The sequence below is a fragment of the Escherichia sp. E10V5 genome (assembly GCF_004212315.1).
In the GTDB taxonomy this organism is placed as follows: Bacteria; Pseudomonadota; Gammaproteobacteria; order Enterobacterales; family Enterobacteriaceae; genus Escherichia.
On the sequence record NZ_RHJM01000009.1, the window covers coordinates 301,983 to 323,090 of the forward strand.

General features: G+C 48.8%; 19 protein-coding genes, 5 tRNA genes and 1 riboswitch. Of the genes, 10 read left to right on the forward strand and 14 right to left on the reverse strand.

Features of this window, described 5'->3' with window-relative positions:
* Window positions 1-28 precede the first annotated feature (28 nt).
* The 3 genes from D9738_RS08480 to mtfA form a co-directional block, all read right to left on the reverse strand.
* Window positions 29-1,291, reverse strand: coding sequence for an integrase arm-type DNA-binding domain-containing protein (locus D9738_RS08480; protein WP_130259957.1), 1,263 nt, complete (start codon window positions 1,289-1,291; stop codon window positions 29-31).
* Window positions 1,292-1,452: 161 nt separating this feature from the next.
* A tRNA-Asn gene (locus D9738_RS08485) sits at window positions 1,453-1,528 on the reverse strand.
* 100 nt (window positions 1,529-1,628) lie between these two features.
* Window positions 1,629-2,426 (reverse strand): DgsA anti-repressor MtfA, encoded by a 798-nt coding sequence (gene mtfA, locus D9738_RS08490; protein ID WP_130259958.1) that lies wholly within the window; start codon window positions 2,424-2,426, stop codon window positions 1,629-1,631.
* Window positions 2,427-2,519: 93 nt separating this feature from the next.
* On the opposite strand from mtfA, the gene D9738_RS08495 reads away from it, so the two are divergent.
* The 3 genes from D9738_RS08495 (at window position 2,520) to amn (ending at window position 5,791) form a co-directional block, all read left to right on the forward strand.
* Window positions 2,520-2,609 (forward strand) — tRNA-Ser (locus D9738_RS08495).
* 309 nt (window positions 2,610-2,918) lie between these two features.
* The gene (shiA, locus tag D9738_RS08500; protein WP_130259959.1) at window positions 2,919-4,235 is read left to right on the forward strand and encodes a shikimate transporter; all 1,317 of its coding nucleotides are present in this window, start codon (window positions 2,919-2,921) and stop codon (window positions 4,233-4,235) included.
* A 101-nt stretch (window positions 4,236-4,336) separates the two neighbouring features.
* Window positions 4,337-5,791 (forward strand): AMP nucleosidase, encoded by a 1,455-nt coding sequence (amn, locus tag D9738_RS08505; protein ID WP_130208633.1) that lies wholly within the window; start codon window positions 4,337-4,339, stop codon window positions 5,789-5,791.
* Between the two features lie 94 nt (window positions 5,792-5,885).
* Here the strand turns inward: amn and D9738_RS08510 are convergent.
* Together D9738_RS08510 and yeeO are read right to left on the reverse strand one after the other, a co-directional pair.
* Window positions 5,886-5,961 (reverse strand) — tRNA-Asn (locus D9738_RS08510).
* Window positions 5,962-6,091: 130 nt separating this feature from the next.
* Window positions 6,092-7,549 carry a toxic metabolite efflux MATE transporter YeeO gene (yeeO, locus tag D9738_RS08515; RefSeq protein ID WP_280954286.1) on the reverse strand — a complete coding sequence of 486 codons (1,458 nt, stop codon included), beginning with the start codon at window positions 7,547-7,549 and terminating at the stop codon, window positions 6,092-6,094.
* Window positions 7,550-7,709: 160 nt separating this feature from the next.
* Here yeeO and D9738_RS08520 point away from each other — a divergent pair.
* A tRNA-Asn gene (locus D9738_RS08520) sits at window positions 7,710-7,785 on the forward strand.
* A 36-nt stretch (window positions 7,786-7,821) separates the two neighbouring features.
* Here the strand turns inward: D9738_RS08520 and cbl are convergent.
* Both cbl and nac read right to left on the reverse strand, forming a co-directional pair.
* Window positions 7,822-8,772 (reverse strand): HTH-type transcriptional regulator Cbl, encoded by a 951-nt coding sequence (cbl, locus tag D9738_RS08525; RefSeq protein WP_130259960.1) that lies wholly within the window; start codon window positions 8,770-8,772, stop codon window positions 7,822-7,824.
* Between the two features lie 101 nt (window positions 8,773-8,873).
* Window positions 8,874-9,791, reverse strand: a complete 918-nt coding sequence (gene nac, locus D9738_RS08530; RefSeq protein WP_130208639.1) for a nitrogen assimilation transcriptional regulator NAC — start codon at window positions 9,789-9,791, stop codon at window positions 8,874-8,876.
* Between the two features lie 324 nt (window positions 9,792-10,115).
* Here nac and D9738_RS08535 point away from each other — a divergent pair.
* Window positions 10,116-10,191 (forward strand) — tRNA-Asn (locus tag D9738_RS08535).
* Window positions 10,192-10,246: 55 nt separating this feature from the next.
* Here D9738_RS08535 and ldtA read toward each other — a convergent pair.
* The 7 genes from ldtA to pduF all read right to left on the reverse strand — a co-directional run bounded on the left by ldtA (window position 10,247) and on the right by pduF (window position 16,607).
* Complete coding sequence (gene ldtA / locus D9738_RS08540) at window positions 10,247-11,182, reverse strand: L,D-transpeptidase (RefSeq protein ID WP_130259961.1); 936 nt, start codon at window positions 11,180-11,182, stop codon at window positions 10,247-10,249.
* Between the two features lie 61 nt (window positions 11,183-11,243).
* Window positions 11,244-12,323 (reverse strand): nicotinate-nucleotide--dimethylbenzimidazole phosphoribosyltransferase, encoded by a 1,080-nt coding sequence (cobT, locus tag D9738_RS08545; protein ID WP_130259962.1) that lies wholly within the window; start codon window positions 12,321-12,323, stop codon window positions 11,244-11,246.
* Window positions 12,324-12,347: 24 nt separating this feature from the next.
* Window positions 12,348-13,091, reverse strand: a complete 744-nt coding sequence (gene cobS, locus D9738_RS08550) for an adenosylcobinamide-GDP ribazoletransferase (protein ID WP_130259963.1) — start codon at window positions 13,089-13,091, stop codon at window positions 12,348-12,350.
* On the reverse strand, window positions 13,088-13,633 hold the full coding sequence (gene cobU, locus D9738_RS08555) for a bifunctional adenosylcobinamide kinase/adenosylcobinamide-phosphate guanylyltransferase (protein WP_130222270.1): 546 nt from the start codon (window positions 13,631-13,633) through the stop codon (window positions 13,088-13,090). Before cobU ends, cobS begins: the two co-directional genes overlap by 4 nt.
* A 134-nt stretch (window positions 13,634-13,767) precedes the next feature.
* On the reverse strand, window positions 13,768-14,202 hold the full coding sequence (locus D9738_RS08560) for a cobalamin biosynthesis protein (RefSeq protein ID WP_130259964.1): 435 nt from the start codon (window positions 14,200-14,202) through the stop codon (window positions 13,768-13,770).
* A 217-nt stretch (window positions 14,203-14,419) separates the two neighbouring features.
* A riboswitch (cobalamin riboswitch) is annotated at window positions 14,420-14,595 on the reverse strand.
* Window positions 14,596-14,678: 83 nt separating this feature from the next.
* Complete coding sequence (gene pocR, locus D9738_RS08565; RefSeq protein WP_130216415.1) at window positions 14,679-15,593, reverse strand: regulatory protein PocR; 915 nt, start codon at window positions 15,591-15,593, stop codon at window positions 14,679-14,681.
* 204 nt (window positions 15,594-15,797) lie between these two features.
* Window positions 15,798-16,607, reverse strand: coding sequence for a propanediol diffusion facilitator PduF (gene pduF, locus D9738_RS08570; protein WP_130259965.1), 810 nt, complete (start codon window positions 16,605-16,607; stop codon window positions 15,798-15,800).
* A gap of 513 nt (window positions 16,608-17,120) precedes the next feature.
* Here pduF and pduA point away from each other — a divergent pair.
* From pduA to pduE, 5 genes are read left to right on the forward strand one after another with little or no spacing between them, the layout of a single operon-like run.
* Window positions 17,121-17,405: a propanediol utilization microcompartment protein PduA gene (pduA, locus tag D9738_RS08575; RefSeq protein ID WP_001183614.1), complete on the forward strand. Its 285-nt coding sequence runs from the start codon at window positions 17,121-17,123 to the stop codon at window positions 17,403-17,405.
* Window positions 17,402-18,214 (forward strand): propanediol utilization microcompartment protein PduB, encoded by an 813-nt coding sequence (gene pduB / locus D9738_RS08580; RefSeq protein WP_000097479.1) that lies wholly within the window; start codon window positions 17,402-17,404, stop codon window positions 18,212-18,214. The genes pduA and pduB overlap by 4 nt, the downstream gene beginning before the upstream one ends.
* A gap of 18 nt (window positions 18,215-18,232) precedes the next feature.
* Window positions 18,233-19,897, forward strand: a complete 1,665-nt coding sequence (pduC, locus tag D9738_RS08585; protein WP_130259966.1) for a propanediol dehydratase large subunit PduC — start codon at window positions 18,233-18,235, stop codon at window positions 19,895-19,897.
* 9 nt (window positions 19,898-19,906) lie between these two features.
* The gene (gene pduD, locus D9738_RS08590; RefSeq protein WP_130259967.1) at window positions 19,907-20,575 is read left to right on the forward strand and encodes a propanediol dehydratase medium subunit PduD; all 669 of its coding nucleotides are present in this window, start codon (window positions 19,907-19,909) and stop codon (window positions 20,573-20,575) included.
* 14 nt (window positions 20,576-20,589) lie between these two features.
* Window positions 20,590-21,108: a propanediol dehydratase small subunit PduE gene (pduE, locus tag D9738_RS08595; protein ID WP_130259968.1), complete on the forward strand. Its 519-nt coding sequence runs from the start codon at window positions 20,590-20,592 to the stop codon at window positions 21,106-21,108.

Genomic DNA, 21,108 nt, shown 5'->3' on the forward strand with positions numbered 1-21,108 from the left:
AGTTTTAATGATTTACGCTATTTCTGATTCAGGCTGCCTTATGCTGCCGCGCATAAATGTACGGCGCAACATACCCCTCGCGGCACACATCCAGATAATCCGACCACCACTGCATCATGGCTTTTCTGGCCTCCAGATGCTCGGCCTTATGCACATATGCCGCCCGCACGCTGTTACGCTCCTGATGGCTCATTTGTCGCTCCACCGTATCGCGTGACCAGAGATCCGACTCCACCAGGGCGCTACAGGCCATTGCCCTGAGTCCATGCCCGCAGATTTCAGTTTTCGTGTCATACCCCATCAGACGCAGCGCCCGGTTGGTGGTGTTTTCGCTCATCGGCTTGTACGGATTATGATCGCCGGGAAAGACCAGATCCAGATGCCCGGAAATATCCTGTATCTGTTTCAGAATGGCAATCGCCTGACAGGAGAGCGGCACGATATGCGGGGTACGCATTTTTGCGCCACGCCCCGAAAACCGTACTTTATCGATGGCCTCACGGGTGGCGGGGATGGTCCAGATTTTGTTTCGAAAATCAATCTCGCTCCAGCGGGCGAAACGCAGTTCGCTGGAGCGGATGAACAGGTGCAGCGTCAGCACCACCGCCAGTCGGGTTAACTCCCGGCCCTGCTGGTAGTCGCCAATGCGGTCAAGCAGTTCAGGCAACCGCTCCAGCGGTAAAGCAGGATAGTGATTCTTTACGGGTGAGGCGACAACGCCATCAAGATGCTGCGCCGGGTTGCTTTCGGTAAGTCCCTGCTGAACGGCATAGCGCATGATGTTGCTGAGTTGCTGCCGGGTTCGGGACGCGACTTCCAGAAAGCCCTTATCCTCAATAACCCGCAGCAGGGCTGTGAAATCCTGTGTTTTAAGGGCAGCAACGGACAGATGACCAATCGCCGGGAAGATATGGTTTTCCATGCTGGCGCGAATACGGGCGGCATAGTCAGCCGACCATTTTTTGTTGGTTTTGTGCCAGGCCAGCGCCACCGCCTTAAAGCACTTTTCAGGCGAGCAGGCCGCTTTCTCTGCCATGCGCTGTTGCGCCGGGTTGATATTCTGCGCCAGTAGCTTGCGGATACCGTCGCGCTGTTGCCTGGCTTCCGCCAGTGAGACCAGCGGATATGCACCCAGACTGACTCTGGATTCTTTGCCAGCGAAGCGATATTTGAGATACCAGATGCGCGAACCGCCCGGATTGACGAGCAGATACAGACCATGAGAGTCGGAGAGTTTTACCGGACGGGAAGAAGGTTTTAACTTGCGGATTTTAGAATCGTTTAAAGACATTTGGGGGTCACTCCAGAATCGAACCAAACTGACCCCAGATCTGACCACCAAATTATCCCGATGCGGAGAGAAAACCAGATACGCATCGGGAAAGATTTTCACGCTAACTTACTGAATCACAAACGAATAGGGACGTATAGATAAGCATGAAAACTTGAATTTGGCTCCTCTGACTGGACTCGAACCAGTGACATACGGATTAACAGTCCGCCGTTCTACCGACTGAACTACAGAGGAATCGTGAGAACGAGGCGAATATTACTTAGCAGCGCAGCGAGTGTCAACACTAAAATTCGTAAGTCATTTCAATCGGTTAATTAAGCAACAAAATTTATATTTAATGAACATTTGGTACTGAATTGGTGTCTCGCCCATTGGCATTTCGTAGCCGTTGTAATGGATCCTGCTTATAAAATTGGCAGAAACGTTGCCACAGCGAGGGGAAGCGTGGCGCAAAAAGTTCCGGTGCACTAAAAAAGTATTCGGAAAGTACGGCAAAACATTCTGCAGGGTCACTAGCAGCATAAGCATCGATGCTGGAGGCATTTTCGCCCACTAACTCAATTTCTTCCTGAATGTTATCCATCGCCGCATGAAGATCGTGTTCCCATCCAGCGACTTCACGCAAAGAAATGAAGGGAACCCCACTGGCGCGATCGCCATTTCGTGTATCCAGCTTATGTGCAACTTCGTGGATAATCAGATTAAAGCCCGAGGCATCGAAAGAATCTTGTATATCGAGCCAGTTCAGCACGATTGGGCCTTGCTGCCAGCTTTGTCCTGATTGAACGATACGTTGATTATGCACCAGCCCTATATCGTCTTCCCATTCATCGTCTACCACAAATGGCGCAGGGTAAATTAGCACTTCATGAAAACCATCCAACCATTCCAGTCCAAGCTCCAGAACAGGCAAGCAGAAAAGTAAGGCGATGCGACTACTTTTCAATGCATCAAGTTCAAATCCTTGCAGCGGGACCAGCCTTTTTTGCTGCAAAAAACGTTCGGCAAGAGTGACTAGTTTGCTTTGCTCCTGCTCTGTCAGACATGTCAAAAGAGGTATCGCCAGAGCTTCCTTCCATGGCAGCGTATCTTCATGATCTGTTTCTTGTACTTTCCAGGGCCACTTAATCATCGTTTTGCTCGCAAACTCGTCACTTGAACAAAATTGCACGGACAGGGACTGTTAAAATGCCAAATTTCCTGGCATCATGGCAACCATCTGAACGGAGAGATGCCGGAGCGGCTGAACGGACCGGTCTCGAAAACCGGAGTAGGGGCAACTCTACCGGGGGTTCAAATCCCCCTCTCTCCGCCAATCATTCAAGCAATTAGCTCGCCTGGTGTCAGTGACACAAATCCCATTAGGAAAATTCAAAAAAATCCATCAGAGAAAAATAGCATCAGCCGAGCATGCGTTGCGGCTTTAGCGTTCACATTTTTCTGTTCAACGCGGTTGTGATATGTAACTGCCCCCCTCCCAGCCCTTCATCCTCAGTTCTTGGCATAAAAACATTTGCAGATGCTTTCTGTCGCGGTAGTCTCATAAGGTTCGTTTATAGATCGACGGCAATGTGAGTTACCTTTTCCATACTAATTATAAAAAGACAGTACAAACAGGATCACTATGGACTCCACGCTCATCTCCACGCGTCCCGATGAAGGAACGCTTTCGTTAAGTCGCGCCCGACGCGCTGCGTTAGGCAGTTTCGCGGGTGCCGTCGTCGACTGGTATGATTTTTTACTCTATGGCATTACTGCCGCATTGGTGTTTAATCGCGAGTTTTTCCCGCAGGTAAGCCCGGCAATGGGAACGCTCGCTGCATTTGCTACCTTTGGTGTCGGTTTCCTTTTTCGTCCGCTCGGTGGTGTCATTTTCGGCCATTTCGGCGACCGACTGGGGCGTAAACGCATGTTGATGCTTACCGTCTGGATGATGGGCATCGCCACAGCATTGATCGGCATTCTCCCTTCGTTTTCAACTATTGGCTGGTGGGCTCCAATTTTGCTTGTGATGCTGCGAGCTATTCAGGGATTTGCTGTTGGCGGAGAATGGGGAGGCGCTGCGTTGCTGTCCGTTGAGAGCGCGCCAAAAAACAAAAAAGCCTTTTACAGTAGCGGCGTGCAGGTTGGTTACGGAGTAGGTCTACTCCTTTCAACCGGACTGGTTTCATTGATCAGTATGACGACAACTGACGAGCAATTTTTGAGCTGGGGTTGGCGCATTCCTTTCCTGTTTAGCATCGTACTGGTGCTGGGTGCATTGTGGGTGCGCAATGGCATGGAGGAGTCCGCTGAATTTGAACAACAGCAGCATAATCAAGCGGCGGTGCAAAAACGCATCCCGGTTATCGAAGCTCTGTTACGACATCCCGGTGCTTTCCTTAAGATTATTGCACTGCGACTGTGCGAGTTGCTGACGATGTATATCGTTACCGCCTTTGCACTTAACTATTCGACCCAGAATATGGGGCTGCCGCGCGAATTATTCCTCAATATTGGTTTGCTGGTGGGTGGATTAAGCTGCCTGACAATTCCCTGTTTTGCCTGGCTTGCCGATCGTTTTGGTCGCCGTAGGGTTTATATCAGCGGCGCAATAATCGGAACGTTAAGCGCATTTCCTTTTTTTATAGCGCTTGAGGCACAGTCCATTTTCTGGATCGTTTTCTTCTCCATTATGCTGGCGAACATTGCGCATGACATGGTGGTTTGCGTGCAACAGCCGATGTTCACCGAGATGTTTGGTGCCAGTTATCGCTACAGCGGCGCTGGCGTCGGATATCAGGTTGCCAGCGTGGTAGGCGGTGGATTTACACCTTTTATTGCTGCTGCTCTGATTACTTATTTTGCAGGAGACTGGCATAGCGTCGCCATTTATTTGCTGGCAGGCTGCCTGATTTCCGCAATAACTGCGTTGTTAATGAAAGACAATCAACACGCTTGATAGCCTGGCGAAGATCGTCCGATCTTCGCCTTACACTTTTGTTTCACATTCCTGTGACATACTATCGGAAATGCGGTAATTGTATGGAACAGGAGAGACGTATGAATAATAAGGGCTCCGGTCTGACCCCTGCTCAGGCACTGGATAAACTTGACGCGCTATATGAAAAATCTGTAGTCGCTTTACGCAACGCCATTGGCAAATATATTAAAAGTGGCGAACTGCCTGATGAAAACGCCCGAAAACACGGTCTTTTTGTCTATCCATCGCTGACCGTGACCTGGGACGGTAGCGCAACAAACCCTCCCAAAACACGCGCGTTTGGTCGTTTTACTCACGCTGGCAGCTACACGACCACCATCACCCGCCCTGCTCTCTTTCGTTCATATCTTAATGAACAATTAACTCTGCTGTACCAGGATTATGGTGCACATATTTCCGTGCAACCGTCAGAGCATGAAATTCCTTATCCCTATGTCATCGACGGCTCAGAGCTGACGCTTGATCGCTCAATGAGCGCCGGATTAACTCGTTATTTCCCGACAACCGAACTGGCACAAATTGGCGATGAAACGGCAGACGGCATTTATCATCCAACGGAATTCTCCCCGCTATCGCATTTTGATGCACGCCGGGTAGATTTTTCCCTCGCACGGTTACGCCATTATACGGGTACGCCAGTCGAACATTTTCAGCCGTTCGTCTTGTTTACCAACTACACACGTTATGTGGATGAATTCGTACGTTGGGGGTGCAGCCAGATCCTTGATCCTCATAGCCCCTACATTGCCCTTTCTTGTGCTGGCGGGAACTGGATCACCGCTGAAACCGAAGCACCGGAAGAAGCAATTTCCGACCTCGCATGGAAAAAACACCAGATGCCCGCATGGCATTTAATCACTACCGATGGTCAGGGTATTACTCTGGTGAATATTGGTGTGGGGCCGTCAAATGCCAAAACTATCTGCGATCATCTGGCGGTGCTGCGCCCAGATGTCTGGTTGATGATTGGTCACTGCGGAGGATTACGTGAAAGCCAGGCTATTGGAGATTACGTACTTGCGCATGCTTATTTACGCGATGACCACGTTCTTGATGCGGTTCTGCCTCCCGATATTCCTATTCCGAGCATTGCTGAAGTACAACGTGCACTTTATGACGCCACCAAACTCGTCAGCGGCAGGCCGGGTGAGGAAGTTAAACAGCGGCTACGCACTGGAACTGTAGTAACCACTGATGACAGGAACTGGGAGCTACGCTACTCAGCTTCTGCACTGCGTTTTAATTTAAGTCGGGCCGTGGCAATTGATATGGAAAGTGCCACCATTGCAGCACAAGGATATCGTTTCCGCGTACCATACGGGACGCTACTGTGTGTTTCAGATAAACCGTTGCATGGTGAGATTAAACTTCCCGGTCAGGCTAACCGTTTTTATGAAGGCGCAATTTCCGAGCACCTGCAAATTGGCATTCGGGCGATAGACTTGCTGCGCGCAGAAGGCGACCGACTGCATTCGCGTAAACTGCGGACCTTTAATGAACCACCGTTCCGATAATGAGTTCAGATCCTTTGCGTCAGGGAAAGATGTGAAGGATTTGATTAAGTAACAAAGCAAAAAGCCCGCTATAAAAGCGGGCTTTTCAGAAATTTGGCTCCTCTGACTGGACTCGAACCAGTGACATACGGATTAACAGTCCGCCGTTCTACCGACTGAACTACAGAGGAATCGTGAGAACGGGGCGAATATTAACGATGCCCATCCACAATGTCAAAGCCTGTTTTTTAATTTTGAATTCGTTTGCTGAAATAATCTGCGCTTTGTCGTTTATTCCGACACATCTGGCTTTTTTTCATACTATTTATGCTCAGGACGAGGGTATTTCCATAACCATCGCCCTGTCACCATTCGCCAGTAAAACAGCACCGCCCGCACGGCCCAGTCGGCAAACATCCCCATCCAAACGCCAACCACGCCCCAGCCAAGCATAATTCCCAGCACATAACCGACTACCACCCGGCATCCCCACATGCTCAGCATAGAAACCCACATGGCGTAGCGAGCATCTCGAGCACCTTTAAAACCAGCAGGTAGTACCCAGGAGGCGGACCAAATCGGCATAAATAAAGCATTCAACCAAATCAGAATCACAACGACATGTTTAACCTGCGGATCCTGGGTATAAAACGACGCCATAATCCCGGCAAAGGGGGCGGTTAACCAGGCTATTGCCGTTAATCCAATAGTGGACAGCCAGAAAACATGCCTCAATTGAATTTCTGCTTGTGCTATCTGCCCTACCCCCAACCTTCGACCCGTAATGATTGTAGAAGCAGATCCAAGTGCACTTCCTGGTAAATTGATAAGAGCTGCAATCGAAAAAGCGATAAAATTCCCGGCAATAACACTCGTCCCCATCCCGGCAACGAACATTTGTGTTAATAACCGGCCACTGGTAAATAATACGGATTCCACACTTGCAGGAATACCAATCCCCATGACTTCCCAGATAATGCTGAAATTCAATGGCTTAAAATAGCTTTTTAACGAGATCCGTAGCGCAGGATTAAAACCAATCGCCAGAACCCACAAAATGGCGACTGCGCCAATATAACGGGAAATAGTTAATCCCAGTCCTGCCCCGACAAACCCTAACCCCTGCCAGGAGAAAAGACCGTAAATCAATATGCCGCTAATGATGATATTAAGGATATTCAAACTACCATTTATAAGAAGCGGTATTTTCGTATTCCCTGCGCCGCGAAGTGCTCCGCTGCCAATCAAGGTGATTGCCGCCGCAGGATAACTGATGACTGTCAGCTCCAGATAAGTCAGCGCCAGTGCTTTTACCTCCGGTGTGGCCTCACCTGCAACAAAATCGATAATTTGCTCACCAAAATGATGAATAAGCGCTGCCAACAGTACGGCAAACAATGTCATGATCACTAATGACTGCCGTGTCGCTACCCTCGCTCGCCGTCGATCACGCTTACCGAGACTAAATGCCACAACGACTGTAGTACCAAGGTCGATAGCTGCAAAAAAAGCCATAATGACCATATTAAAACTGTCCGCCAACCCAACGCCTGCCATCGCATCTTTTCCCAGCCAACTGACCAGAAACGTGCTCAGTACGCCCATCAACAGGACACAGGCATTCTCCATAAAGATAGGAACAGCAAGCGGGGTTATCTCACGCCAGAACAACACCTTGTAGCTCTTACGTTTTGCGTGCCAGCGAGTGCCGTGAACAAACTGGCGTAAAGCTGAGGAGATATTCAAAACTGACCTTAATTGCAGAAAGTGAAACCACATTTCAAATAATGAGGGAGAATCAGCAAAGCTGCAAAGATTTTCGCCAGCAAATTGTCTGCAAATGCAACAAACTGTTGATAGAAACGGCAAACGGTTGAGAAATTTAAAAATCAGGTTTGACAAAAGATTTTTCGCCGTTAAGATGTGCCTCAACAGCGATTCCTCTGTAGTTCAGTCGGTAGAACGGCGGACTGTTAATCCGTATGTCACTGGTTCGAGTCCAGTCAGAGGAGCCAAATTTCTGAAAAGCCCGCTTTATAGCGGGCTTTTTGCTATATCTGATAATCAATTTCCTCTTCACTATTTTCCATCACCTGTCGCTTAATATCCTCAACCGACAGTCCTGCATTGCACAGTTCCAGAAAACGCCAGACATAATTACGCTGCAATTGGCCTCGTTTTAACCCCAACCAGACGGTATTAGCATCGAAAAGATGGCGCGTTTCCAGACGGATTAAATTCTCTTCCTCTTGTTCGCCACTGGATTGTTCGGCGACCAATCCAATCCCCAGGCCAAGGGCTACGTAGGTTTTGATAACATCAGAATCCTGCGCACTCAATACAATATCTGCCAACAAACCTTTGCGGGCAAATGCGTCATCAATCCGCGAGCGACCAGTAATCCCCTGTCGGTAAGTGATCAACGGCCACTTCGCTATTGATTCCAGCGTCAATGGCGTAATTTTTGTTAAGGAATGATTATCTGGAACGAGCAAACTATGATGCCAACGAAACCATGGGAAGGCGACGAGTTGCGGATCATTGCTCAGACGCTCACTGGCGATGCCAATATCGGCCCCGCCATTTTGCAGCAACGTCGCAATTTCCTGTGGTGTTCCCTGGATAAGCTCAAGCCGCACTTCCGGGAAAAGTTCGCGAAAGGCTTTAATGACCTTTGGCAAGCTGTAGCGTGCCTGAGTATGCGTCGTTGCGATAGTGAGAACGCCAGATGTATTGTTGGTAAAGAGATCGGCAAGTCGACGAACATTACTGGCTTCATTCAGAATGCGTTCTGCAATTACCAGCAATGCTTTGCCCGGTTCAGTCATACCAAGCAGTCGTTTTCCCCGACGAACGAATATTTCTATACCAAGCTCATCCTCCAGCTCTCGAATATGACGGCTGACACCTGACTGTGAGGTAAAAAGCATATTCGCAACCTCTGTCAGGTTGTAATCCTGACGTGCAGCCTCGCGGATTATCTTTAGTTGTTGGAAATTCACGGTAAACTCCGGGCAGATCAGACATTCCGCTATTGTTAAAGTCTAACGCCCGGCATAACAAATAATAAAAACCCGCATCTTATTCCATCCAGATATAACGTTTAGCTAACCAATTGCCATTGTCTTTTTTCCATGACTGGAGGAGTGATCACTGACAATAACAGCTCTTTCACTGCTTGTGCCTGTGGCGACAGTTTTGCTCTGGCAGGTAAATTTAATGACAAGGAGAGGCTCATTGACGGTGTGGTAATACGTGACATCCATCCGTTAACTGCGTCACATAACGAGCGCGCGGCTGATTCGGGTAACACTGCAACCCCCATGCCGCTGGCAATCGCTGCGGTAAGCGTGGCGATAGACTCAATTTCACCGATGACTTTTGCCGTGAGTCGCCGTAAAGAAAAAGCCTCATCAACGCGGAGTCTTACGGCACTGTAATCGCTGGGAAGAAAGAGATTCATTTGCGCTATAGCATTAACATCAACGCTTTGCCCTGGAAAATCCTGAGTTCCGACAAGAAAAAGATCTTCTTTTAACAAAGCCTGGCTGGATACACCTGCCACAGGGGAATGCTCGTAAATTATCGCCATATCAAGCTGGCTATTTATAAGTTTATCATTAAGAACAGCGCCGCTGTTTTCATGTAGATAGATAATCACTTCCGGAAATTCAGCACGTACCGCCTGTAATAAGGGCATGGTGATAGACGACGCGGCAGTTCCTGGCGCAAAGCCAATTGAGACTTGACCCGATAATGTCTGACCTACGTTATGAACTGCCAGTTGGGCCTGTTCACACTGACGTAAAATTGCCCGCGCATGGGTATAGAGAATTTTTCCGGCATCTGTTGGAGTAACGCCACGTTTAGTGCGAATCAAAAGTTGTTGATCCAGCTCGCCTTCCAGTGTGGCGACCTGCTGACTGAGCGCAGGCTGCGCGATATGTAACACTTCAGCAGCCTGGGTCAGGCTACCAATGTCTACAATTTTTACGAAGTATTTCAGGCGTCTGAAGTTCATGTTGCCTCCGGTTTTTAAGAATCGGCCCAAGTGCCGGTATTACTCACAACCAGATTGCAAGATGCTTGCCAGTTTAAGTTTGGCGCTAATGCGAAAGCTAATCGCCTGTCAAATAAGAGATTATGATTGTTTTGTCCTTTCATCCGGGTTACAGAACGAGCGTTCATTGCCCCATAAAAGGATGGCATGCACTACAATGGAACATTACAAAAAAGATTGAATGTTCATCGCTTTGTCGAAATTGCCAGCAAACGAACAAAAAAATGCATTTCCCCCTTTGACATCGCGGAACGCTGCCATTAATATGCGCCCCGTTCACACGATTCCTCTGTAGTTCAGTCGGTAGAACGGCGGACTGTTAATCCGTATGTCACTGGTTCGAGTCCAGTCAGAGGAGCCAAATTCAAAGAAGCCTGCTTTCGAGCAGGCTTTTTGCTTTCTACGTAACAACTATTTTAAAACATCTGTCTCGCCCCAGAATTAACTTGCACTGGCATTCCTGAACGACGCTGCAAAGCTGCGTTTGCGCGATTTACATCAACTTCTTGTCCGTTGATAAACGCCTGCAATGAAGGTGTTACTGGCAATGGCACTTTTCTGTCGGACTCATATTCCGCCCGATTACGCGATAACGGTTCATGAACTTCCAGCCACTTTGAGCCATCCAGTTCCGTTGTGTATTTCACCGGCTGATCGATAATTTGCACGCGCGTCCCGACTGGAACATTATCGAACAAATACTTTATGTCATCATTGCGCAGACGAATACAGCCCTGACTCACCCGTAAGCCAATGCCAAAATTGGCATTAGTGCCGTGGATGGCATAAAGCCGACCAATATAGATGGCATAAAGCCCCATAGGATTATCGGGACCCGCAGGGACAAATGCGGGCAGGCTCTCCCCTCGTTTTGCATATTCACGGCGAGTATTAGGGGTCGGTGTCCAGGTTGGTGCTTCTTGTTTGCGTTCAACGGCCGTCACCCAATTGCGCGGCGTTTCACGCCCGGCCTGACCAATGCCGATAGGAAACACTTCCACTGTATTACTGTCTGGCGGGTAGTAATAAAGACGCATCTCAGCGACGTTAACCACAATCCCCTTGCGTACAGTGGCAGGCAGAATCAGTTGCTGCGGAATGGTGAGTTGCGAACCAGACTTTGGTAAGAAAACGTCAGCCCCTGGATTCGCCTCCAGCATATTACTCAGACCTTGCCCATACTGTGCAGCAAAGGTTTCCAGCGGCTGGGTATTGTGATCAGGAACCGTTATTGTCAGTGGTTGCCCGACTAAACGGCTACCCTCTGGAGGGAGTGGATAAGTTACCGCCAGACTATTATGGCTGGCAAAAAGCAGAACAAATGAACAAAGAATATTTACACGACGCATCATGTCCCTTTCCTAAGTCGCGAAAGCTATCCGATAATTATAGCTTTTATCTGACTTTTCGTTTTTAACTGTTCAATTCAGAAGTCGTCTTCCCCGGTAGAACAATATTACTGGCGGCAAGTTCTCCCATGTTGCTGTATATCGCGCAGGCGGCTTCGATGATGGGCATCGCCAGCGCTGCGCCACTCCCCTCACCTAAACGCATTTCCATATTGAGATAAGGCTCCAGCCCCAAATGTGACAGCGCTATACGCGCCCCTTTTTCTGCCGACAGGTGAGAAGGAATGAGATACGGTTTGATTGCAGGACACATCCGGCAGGCGGCAAGTGCAGCGGCGTAAGAAAGAAATCCATCCAGCAACACGGGTAAACCGCAGGAAGCGGCACCTAACATTACGCCAGCCATTCCGACCAAATCAAACCCACCAACTTTGGCCAGCACATCAATACCATCCAGTGGATTCGGTTGATTCAATGTTATTGCCCGACGAACAACATCAACTTTATGCGCCAGTTTATCTGTCGGCAGGTTTGCGCCAATACCGACCACTTCTTCAGGATCGCGTCCAGTAATCGCACTGACTATCGCCGCTGCCGGTGTGGTATTTGCCATCCCCAGTTCACCCACACCAAACAGCGTGACGCCATTTCTCGCTAACTCGCGCGTATATTGTATGACGTCCAAAAGCAACGCTTCAGCCTGACAGGGGCTCATTGCCGGACCCGAGGCAATATTACCGCTACCTCGTGCGACACGCATGTTAATAAGCCCAGGGATAGGCTCAACGGTATCAATCCCAACATCAATCACGTGAACTTTAGCGCCCGCTTGTGCTGCCAGCACACACACACCAGTTGTTCCACGTGTCATATTTTCAGCCTGGATGGCTGTCACTGCTTTCGGAGAAATAGCGACACCTTCATCCCAGACGCCATGATCGGCACACATAACCAGCACTGTTTTTTGGCCCACATGAGGCACACCATTCAGTCCCGGCATTCCTGCCAGTTGTACGGCAAGCGCCTCCAGTCTTCCCAGACTACCGACAGGTTTGAGTAACCCATCAATATACCGTTGGGTACGCGACATAGCGGCAGGATCGATGGCAGGGATCGTATTCAATAATTCGGCGAGTGTTTGCATGTAGCGTCTCTTCGGTAATCAGTCTTATAGCAGTGCCAGCAGGAAGACCAGTTCACCAAGTTCTATGGCTGCTCCTAGCGTATCGCCGGTTTGCCCGCCCAGAGTCCGTTTGAGAAGCTGGCCGAGGATGAAAATCGCCACCATCGTCACCACCATAGCAGCCACACCATGCATACCCGGCAATAATACGGCAGCAAAAATAGCGGCTAAACCGAGGGTGACACAGGTTTGTCGCCCGTCAATTTTGCCAATGAACACATTACCAAGCCCTTCTTCCCGGGCATAACAATGACGATACATCAACAATGCGGCAGTCCCACGGCTAACCGCACATGCAGCCGCCAGCGATGCAAGGATCGGTTCGCCACGCAGTGCCAACTCGCTTAGCACCAGAATCTTTGCCAGAACCACAAAAATCAGCGCCAGACCACCGTGGGTACCCAAACGGCTATCACGCATGATTTCCAACATGCGATCGCGGCTACGTGCAGAAAATACGCCATCACAGGTATCTGCGAGGCCGTCCAGGTGGAATCCCCCTGTCATCAGCGCCAGCACCAGCACGCTAAACAGTGCCGCCAGCGGTATGCCACACCATGCCTGCAACGCCATGAAGACCACTCCACTAATGGCGCCAAGCAATAAACCAATTAAGGGAAAAGCAATGATACCGCGAGAATAATGCTCGAAATCCAGCCCCTGGGACCAACGACGCGTTACAGGCAGACGCGTAATAAAAGAGAGCATCGCCCAAAATAATTTACTCATTTGATTTTTACTCCAATACCCGAAACCACCAGCCATACTTCATCTGCCGCAGCGGCCAGCTGCTGATTTACCCGCCCGGCAATATCACGAAAATGTCGCGCCAGACGATTCTCCGGCACAATCCCCATGCCCACTTCATTGGTCACTAATACGACCTTTGCAGTACAACGTTGACAGGCGGCAATCAACGACTGAATCTCACCGTTAATCGCCTGCTCCATCGCGTCATAATCCCATTTTTCAGGATCTTTATCGCCGCCATATTCAAACAAAAGATTAGTCACCATTGTTGTAATGCATTCCAGCAACACGGCAGCCTGCGGGTTAATGTCTGCGTTAATTAACTCATCAAGATTTTGCCAGCGTTCCACCGTGTGCCAGTGCGCCGGGCGGCCTTGCCGATGATGTTCAATCCGTGCGGCCATCTCATCATCAAAAATTTGCGAAGTAGCGATATACAGGACCTGTGGAGTGTCCCCAATAAGCGCCTCGGCGTGCCGGCTCTTCCCGCTCCGTGCGCCCCCCGTCACCAAAATCATCATACGGACTCCCGGTTCAATTGTATGATGGTATTCATTGACCAGAGCAATGGATGTTCCACTGTTACTGACCGTAATAACATTTCTTCGATTAATACTGCGCGTATTAAAAATAAAAATCCAGCATTCTCAATCCATTACGAATGGGGGAGGCATTGTGAAATAGCCCAATTTCCCTGCGTTAACGACCGACAAAATGTGTCATTAGCAACGGTTTCTCTGAATTGACACATTTCATTCAGATAATGGATTAACGCTACAGCCCCATCAGCCGAGCCATTCAGCAAACGAGCATTGTGCTCTGCTATTAAGATTACCGTCACGCCATCAGGCATAGGGAGCCTTTCTGGGATGAGTGTCCCGCTTTCAGCAATCAATAACAGCACTGAATAATCGCTATACGCATCTGATAATGATTGTTCTGGCCCACCCTTAAAAGGCAGGAAACCTTGCTGCCAATCCTCACCGACAAAACAGGTAATAGGCAACATTTCAGCCAGATGTTTAGCGAGTTCAATATCGCCAGATGAGAGGCAAAAAAGAGCTATCGATTCAGGTTTTATCGTTTTCATGACCACCACCCTCCGCTTAGTTTCCTGTAATAACGGTCAGGTTGATATGCCACAAAAAAAGATTGCCACACCATAAGTGCAGCCCTGGTGCCTGTCGACACGACGATGAATGAAATAAATGCTGCCGCCATCCCCTGATCCTTTCAGGGTGGTAGGGGTATAAAGACGCGCCAGTGCTCAACCGGGCGCTTCCAGACAACCCACTTCCCACCGAAGTTGTTGGTATTAACTGACAGGCTGGTCTTCTGGCTTAGCGTCATCCTCCCCCGACCTTCCCGATCTCACGATCAGTGGCATTTTCGGGGTTGTCAGCATTACAGCAGCGGGGGCTGCGAGGGATTTCCACCCTCTTCCCAGGCACAAATGTGCCAAACATGTCAGCGTATGTTATGAGCCGATTTCAATTTTCCCATAACACGTAAATGAATTATTACTGCCAGAGTATATTTAACCACCCCTCATTTTTTACATTGAATTTATGCCGTTTCCGCAGCCGTATTTTCGCTAATTTGCTGACGGTAAACCTGCGGCGTTACCTGATAGGTCTGTCGAAAAACTTTGCAAAAATAACTGGTTTGAGAGAAGCCTAAATTACGCGCAATGCTGGCGATGCTCCAGTCACTATGGCACAGCAACTCACGGGCGCTGGCCATGCGTTGTTGGTTTACCCATGCATTAAAACCAATTCCATGATATTTCTTAAACAATTTACTGAAATAATAAGGGCTTAGATAAACATGCGAAGCAACATCCTCCAGGCGTAAATCGTCTGATAAATGCGCATCAATATAGCGCAATGCTTTTTTCATTTTATTATCGTGGGGATTAGACGCACGGGTCTGACGAACTGAATCCGAATGAGGTTTATTCTCTTTAATAACGACAAAATTGAGTTGCTTTTTGAGGCAATTTTCCACAATCAACTTCAACAAATCAGCAGAGGCCATAACTCGCGAGTAATCCATCTCCGGGACTTTGCGAAATTCATTAAGTAATTCGGGATCAGCTTGCCAACGATCATCGACATTCAGAATATCGATCAAATCGACATCACCATTACGCAGGCGGACTTGTCCACACAACACAAAGCCGACTAAATGCCCGGCAATCACCAAAGGAATAGAGAAATCAGTTAATCCTGCATGGCAACGGTAAATACAAGGTTGATCGGATTTAGAAGCTTCCAGGCCTCCACAACGATCGCTCATGCGGCAGCGAGTGCTAAGCTGTGGATGTTGCCGCATCATCTGACAAAACGGGGTGAAGTTAAAAAGTTCGGAAATTTCATCACCGTGGATATTGACCACGACAACCGCAAGGCTGGTCGCCTGCGCAAAATCCTGCGCGATTTTATTAATGAGTTCTGAATTAAGTGTCGCCGCAGAAATCATGATAAAACCTCCCAGTTAATTTATTGTTATTGTAAAAAACAATTGTTTTACATTTAATCTTCACATCATCCCTGATGATTTACTGACGAGAAGCACAGAGGACAATAACAAAAGCCTCCATGAAGCGGGAGACTTTTTAATAAGTTCGGAAAGCAGATCACAAACAGTAAAAAAATAAACGTTTATAACCGCCAGGTTATTTCGCTATTCGCGGATATCTTTAGGCGTAACACTATTGACAGGTAAATTTTGTGCAATGAGAAAGCGATAAATCGCCGCACCAACGCAGGCACCAATGACCGGGGCAATAATGGTTACAATAAAATAAGGAATATTGCGTCCGCCAGTCATCGCTATTTCTCCCCAGCCCGCAAGCCAGGTGAAAATTTTTGGCCCAAAATCACGCGCTGGATTCATGGCAAAACCGGTTAATGGTCCAGTAGAAGCACCAATAACAGCAACCAGAATACCAATCAGTAAAGGTGCAAGAGGCCCCTTCGGTACACCGTTGCCGTCATCGGTCAACGCCATAATCAATCCCATCAACATAGACGTGATGACTATTTCAACCAGTGCCGCCTGCCATACATTTATTGCCGCTGCCGGGTAAGTACTGAAGATACTGGCGAGTTGTAAACTTTCTGCACTTCCACGAACCATATTGTGGGCAGATTCAAAATCGGTAAACAAATTGCTGTATAAAAAATATGCCAGAACCGCACCACCAAAGGCACCCGCTAATTGCGCCACACAAAATGGCAGCACTTTACGGGCTGGGAAAGAGGCAAACAGCCACAGAGCAATGGTAACTGCCGGGTTGAGATGAGCACCGGAAATACCTGCCGTAAGGTAAACAGCAAGCGAAATCCCTAACCCCCAAATAATACAAATTTCCCACAGCCCCAGACTTGCCCCAGCAAGTTTGAGGGCACACAAACAACCAATGCCAAAAAAGAGGAACAGTCCGGTGCCCAAAAACTCGGCAACGCATTGCGCCTTGAGTGAATCATTCATAGTGACACCTTCTTTGCGGAGTTTGTTTCTTCATCAGCCAACAGAATTGCTGATTGTTGTGTATATCGAGCGCAACTATAAAAATTGCTCTGCGGAAAATATTGCCAACATGCATGACAGACTCGTGGAAAAATCGTGCTGACATAGCAAATTATTGTCATTGCAGAAGCATGCAACACAGCGTTAATCAGTGTTGAAAGTAATAATTACCGCCAAACTTTCACAATAAAAAATTGTCATCATGACATAATAAAATTTAAACAAATATCACAGTTCCTTTCCGCGAACCAAACCCAACGAAATATTATTCGCGATTAAACCCTTCAGCCAACGCAATTAATTCACATTGAAAGGCCCACAAAACAACCAATAAATTAATAACATATAGTATATAAAAGCAATTTTATAATATTTGTCCTCTATTTATTTTTCTCATTGGCCGATTAAGTCAGCCATTCTTTTTCCTCGCTTTTTTTTATAGTCATATCGTCAAAAAATCCAGGCGAGGTCTTTATGCAACAAGAAGCGTTAGGAATGGTAGAAACCAAAGGCTTAACTGCCGCCATAGAGGCCGCAGACGCCATGGTGAAGTCGGCAAATGTATTGCTGGTTGGCTACGAAAAAATAGGTTCCGGGCTGGTGACCGTCATCGTTCGTGGTGATGTCGGGGCTGTAAAAGCGGCAACAGACGCAGGTGCCGCCGCCGCGCGTAACGTCGGTGAAGTAAAAGCCGTACACGTTATTCCCCGCCCACATACCGATGTCGAAAAAATCTTACCAAAGGGAATTAACCCATGAGTAGCAATGAACTGGTCGAACAGATCATGGCGCAGGTCATCGCTCGCGTAGCGACGCCAGAGCATGAGGTTCTCCCGGAAACCACTCATCAAACACGAGAGACGGCTATGGCAGAAAAAAGCTGCACGTTAACGGAATTTGTTGGCACCGCTATTGGCGACACTGTAGGTCTGGTCATTGCGAACGTTGATAGCGCCCTGTTGGACGCGATGAAACTTGAAAAACGCTATCGCTCCATTGGCATTCTGGGTGCACGTATTGGCGCAGGTCCACACATTATGGCCGCTGATGAAGCGGTAAAAGCTACGAACACTGAAGTTATTAGCATTGAACTTCCTCGCGATACCAAAGGCGGTGCCGGACACGGCTCATTAATCCTCTTAGGTGGCAACGATGTTTCCGACGTGAAACGCGGTATTGAAGTTGCCCTGAAAGAACTCGATCGGACCTTTGGCGATGTCTATGCCAACGAAGCCGGGCATCTTGAACTGCAATATACCGCCCGCGCCAGCTATGCACTGGAAAAAGCGTTTGGTGCACCACTGGGACGGGCTTGCGGCGTTATTGTCGGCGCTCCAGCCGCTGTGGGTGTTCTGATGGCCGACACCGCGCTGAAGTCCGCCAATGTGGACGTGGTGGCATACAGCTCTCCCGCTCAAGGCACCAGCTACAGCAATGAAGTCATTCTGATTATCTCGGGTGACTCCGGCGCAGTCCGTCAGGCGGTCATCTCCGCACGCGAAATCGGTAAAACCGTACTTTCGACTCTCGGCGATACACCGAAAAACGATCGCCCTTCCTACATCTGAATTCCCTGAGGCAGATTCATGAGATCGAAAAGATTTGAAGCACTGGCCAAACGCCCAGTCAACCAGGACGGTTTCGTTAAAGAGTGGATTGAAGAAGGCTTCATTGCGATGGAAAGCCCGAACGATCCAAAACCGTCAATCAAAATTGTTAACGGCGTCGTCACCGAGCTGGATGGAAAACCCGCCAGCCAGTTTGACCTGATCGACCACTTTATCGCCCGTTACGGCATCAATCTCGCGCGCGCCGAAGAAGTCATCGCGATGGATTCGGTCAAACTTGCCAATATGCTGTGCGATCCAAATGTCAAACGTAGCGATATCGTTCCCCTTACCACAGCAATGACGCCCGCCAAAATCGTCGAAGTGGTTTCGCAGATGAACGTGGTAGAGATGATGATGGCGATGCAGAAAATGCGCGCCCGTCGAACACCATCACAACAGGCTCACGTCACTAACGTCAAAGATAACCCGGTACAAATTGCCGCTGACGCAGCTGAAGGCGCATGGCGCGGGTTTGATGAACAGGAAACCACCGTTGCCGTGGCTCGCTATGCGCCGTTCAACGCCATCGCTCTGCTGGTAGGTTCCCAGGTAGGGCGCCCGGGCGTCTTGACCCAGTGTTCACTGGAAGAAGCCACCGAACTGAAACTCGGTATGTTAGGCCACACCTGTTACGCCGAAACGATTTCTGTTTACGGCACGGAACCTGTTTTCACCGATGGCGATGATACCCCGTGGTCAAAAGGATTTCTCGCGTCATCTTATGCTTCTCGCGGCTTAAAAATGCGCTTTACTTCCGGCTCCGGCTCTGAAGTACAGATGGGTTACGCGGAAGGCAAATCAATGCTTTATCTCGAGGCTCGTTGCATTTACATCACCAAAGCCGCAGGCGTACAGGGGCTGCAGAATGGTTCCGTAAGCTGCATTGGTGTTCCATCAGCTGTGCCGTCAGGCATCCGCGCAGTGCTGGCGGAAAACCTAATTTGCTCATCGCTGGATCTGGAATGTGCCTCCAGTAATGACCAGACCTTTACCCACTCAGATATGCGCCGTACCGCGCGTTTCCTGATGCAGTTTCTGCCGGGTACTGACTTTATCTCTTCCGGTTTTTCCGCTGTGCCGAACTACGACAACATGTTTGCCGGTTCAAACGAAGACGCCGAAGACTTCGATGATTACAACGTCATTCAGCGTGACCTGAAGGTTGATGGCGGTCTGCGACCGGTGCGCGAAGAAGATGTTGTCGCTATCCGCAATAAAGCCGCACGCGCTTTACAGGCTGTCTTTGCCGGTATGGGATTACCCCTTATTACCGATGAAGAGGTCGAAGCGGCGACCTATGCCCACGGTTCGAAAGATATGCCAGAGCGCAACATTGTAGAAGACATCAAGTTCGCCCAGGAAATTATCAATAAAAACCGTAACAGCCTGGAAGTGGTGAAAGCCTTGGCGCAAGGCGGTTTTACCGATGTCGCTCAGGACATGCTCAACATGCAAAAAGCGAAACTGACCGGCGATTATCTCCATACCTCAGCCATTATCGTCGATGACGGACAAGTGCTCTCTGCGGTCAATGACGTCAATGATTACGCCGGACCGGCTACAGGTTATCGCCTGCAAGGGGAACGCTGGGAAGAGATCAAAAATATTCCCGGTGCACTTGATCCCAACGAAATTGACTAAGGGTGAGAAATGGAAATTAACGAAAAATTACTGCGTCAGATTATCGAAGACGTGCTGGCAGAAATGCAAACCAGCGACAAGTCCGTTTCATTTCGCGCGCCTGTCGCCTCCACTGCCACTTCCGCACCGGATGCCGGAAATTTTTTAACTGAAATTGGCGAAGCCCAACAAGGCACTCAGCAGGATGAAGTCATTATTGCTGTAGGCCCGGCATTTGGCCTGGCGCAGACCGTCAATATTATCGGTATTCCGCATAAAAACATCTTGCGTGAAGTGATTGCCGGTATTGAAGAAGAAGGCATTAAAGCGCGTGTCATTCGTTGTTTTAAATCGTCCGATGTCGCATTCGTAGCAGTCGAAGGCGATCGCCTTAGTGGTTCCGGCATTGCTATTGGTATTCAGTCAAAAGGCACCACGGTTATCCACCAGCAGGGGCTTCCTCCTTTGTCTAACCTGGAACTTTTCCCGCAAGCGCCTTTGTTGACGCTGGAAACTTATCGCCAGATTGGTAAAAACGCCGCGCGTTATGCGAAGCGTGAGTCTCCACAACCAGTTCCGACCCTCAACGATCAAATGGCGCGGCCTAAATACCAGGCCAAATCAGCCATTTTGCATATCAAAGAGACGAAGTACGTGGTCACTGGCAAAAAACCGCAAGAACTGCGCGTGACGTTTTAACAAAGGAAACCTTCATGAATACCGATGCAATTGAGTCGATGGTCAGGGACGTGTTGAACCGCATGAACAGTCTACAGGATGCAGCTCCTGTTTCTGCGACACCCAACGCGTCAATACAGAACGCCAAAGTGACGGATTATCCGCTGGCAAATAAACATCCGGAATGGGTTAAAACGGCGACCAATAAAACGCTCGACGATTTCACTCTGGAGAATGTACTCAGCGATAAAGTCACCGCCCAGGACATGCGCATAACCCCTGAAACATTGCGTATTCAGGCCGCGATTGCCAGAGATGCTGGTCGCGATCGTCTGGCGATGAATTTTGAACGTGCCGCCGAGCTTACCTCAGTGCCGGATGATCACATCCTTGAAATCTATAATGCGTTACGCCCTTATCGTTCAACTAAGCAAGAACTCATTGCCATTGCTGACGATCTTGAACGTCGTTATCAGGCCAAAATTTGCGCTGCATTTGTCCGCGAAGCTGCAGAACTCTATGTCGAGCGTAAAAAACTGAAAGGCGACGATTAA

Excerpts from the sequence above, each read along its gene's own strand:
- shiA (WP_130259959.1), top strand. The coding sequence starts at position 2,919 with ATGGACTCCACGCTCATCTCCACGCGTCCCGATGAAGGAACGCTTTCG.
- pocR (WP_130216415.1), bottom strand. The coding sequence starts at position 15,593 with ATGATTTCTGCGGCGACACTTAATTCAGAACTCATTAATAAAATCGCG.
- mtfA (WP_130259958.1), bottom strand. The coding sequence starts at position 2,426 with ATGATTAAGTGGCCCTGGAAAGTACAAGAAACAGATCATGAAGATACG.
- pduE (WP_130259968.1), top strand. The coding sequence starts at position 20,590 with ATGAATACCGATGCAATTGAGTCGATGGTCAGGGACGTGTTGAACCGC.
- pduD (WP_130259967.1), top strand. The coding sequence starts at position 19,907 with ATGGAAATTAACGAAAAATTACTGCGTCAGATTATCGAAGACGTGCTG.
- pduF (WP_130259965.1), bottom strand. The coding sequence starts at position 16,607 with ATGAATGATTCACTCAAGGCGCAATGCGTTGCCGAGTTTTTGGGCACC.
- yeeO (WP_280954286.1), bottom strand. The coding sequence starts at position 7,549 with ATGTGGTTTCACTTTCTGCAATTAAGGTCAGTTTTGAATATCTCCTCA.
- pduC (WP_130259966.1), top strand. The coding sequence starts at position 18,233 with ATGAGATCGAAAAGATTTGAAGCACTGGCCAAACGCCCAGTCAACCAG.
- cobT (WP_130259962.1), bottom strand. The coding sequence starts at position 12,323 with ATGCAAACACTCGCCGAATTATTGAATACGATCCCTGCCATCGATCCT.
- cobS (WP_130259963.1), bottom strand. The coding sequence starts at position 13,091 with ATGAGTAAATTATTTTGGGCGATGCTCTCTTTTATTACGCGTCTGCCT.
- D9738_RS08480 (WP_130259957.1), bottom strand. The coding sequence starts at position 1,291 with ATGTCTTTAAACGATTCTAAAATCCGCAAGTTAAAACCTTCTTCCCGT.
- nac (WP_130208639.1), bottom strand. The coding sequence starts at position 9,791 with ATGAACTTCAGACGCCTGAAATACTTCGTAAAAATTGTAGACATTGGT.
- ldtA (WP_130259961.1), bottom strand. The coding sequence starts at position 11,182 with ATGATGCGTCGTGTAAATATTCTTTGTTCATTTGTTCTGCTTTTTGCC.
- amn (WP_130208633.1), top strand. The coding sequence starts at position 4,337 with ATGAATAATAAGGGCTCCGGTCTGACCCCTGCTCAGGCACTGGATAAA.
- cobU (WP_130222270.1), bottom strand. The coding sequence starts at position 13,633 with ATGATGATTTTGGTGACGGGGGGCGCACGGAGCGGGAAGAGCCGGCAC.
- pduB (WP_000097479.1), top strand. The coding sequence starts at position 17,402 with ATGAGTAGCAATGAACTGGTCGAACAGATCATGGCGCAGGTCATCGCT.
- pduA (WP_001183614.1), top strand. The coding sequence starts at position 17,121 with ATGCAACAAGAAGCGTTAGGAATGGTAGAAACCAAAGGCTTAACTGCC.
- D9738_RS08560 (WP_130259964.1), bottom strand. The coding sequence starts at position 14,202 with ATGAAAACGATAAAACCTGAATCGATAGCTCTTTTTTGCCTCTCATCT.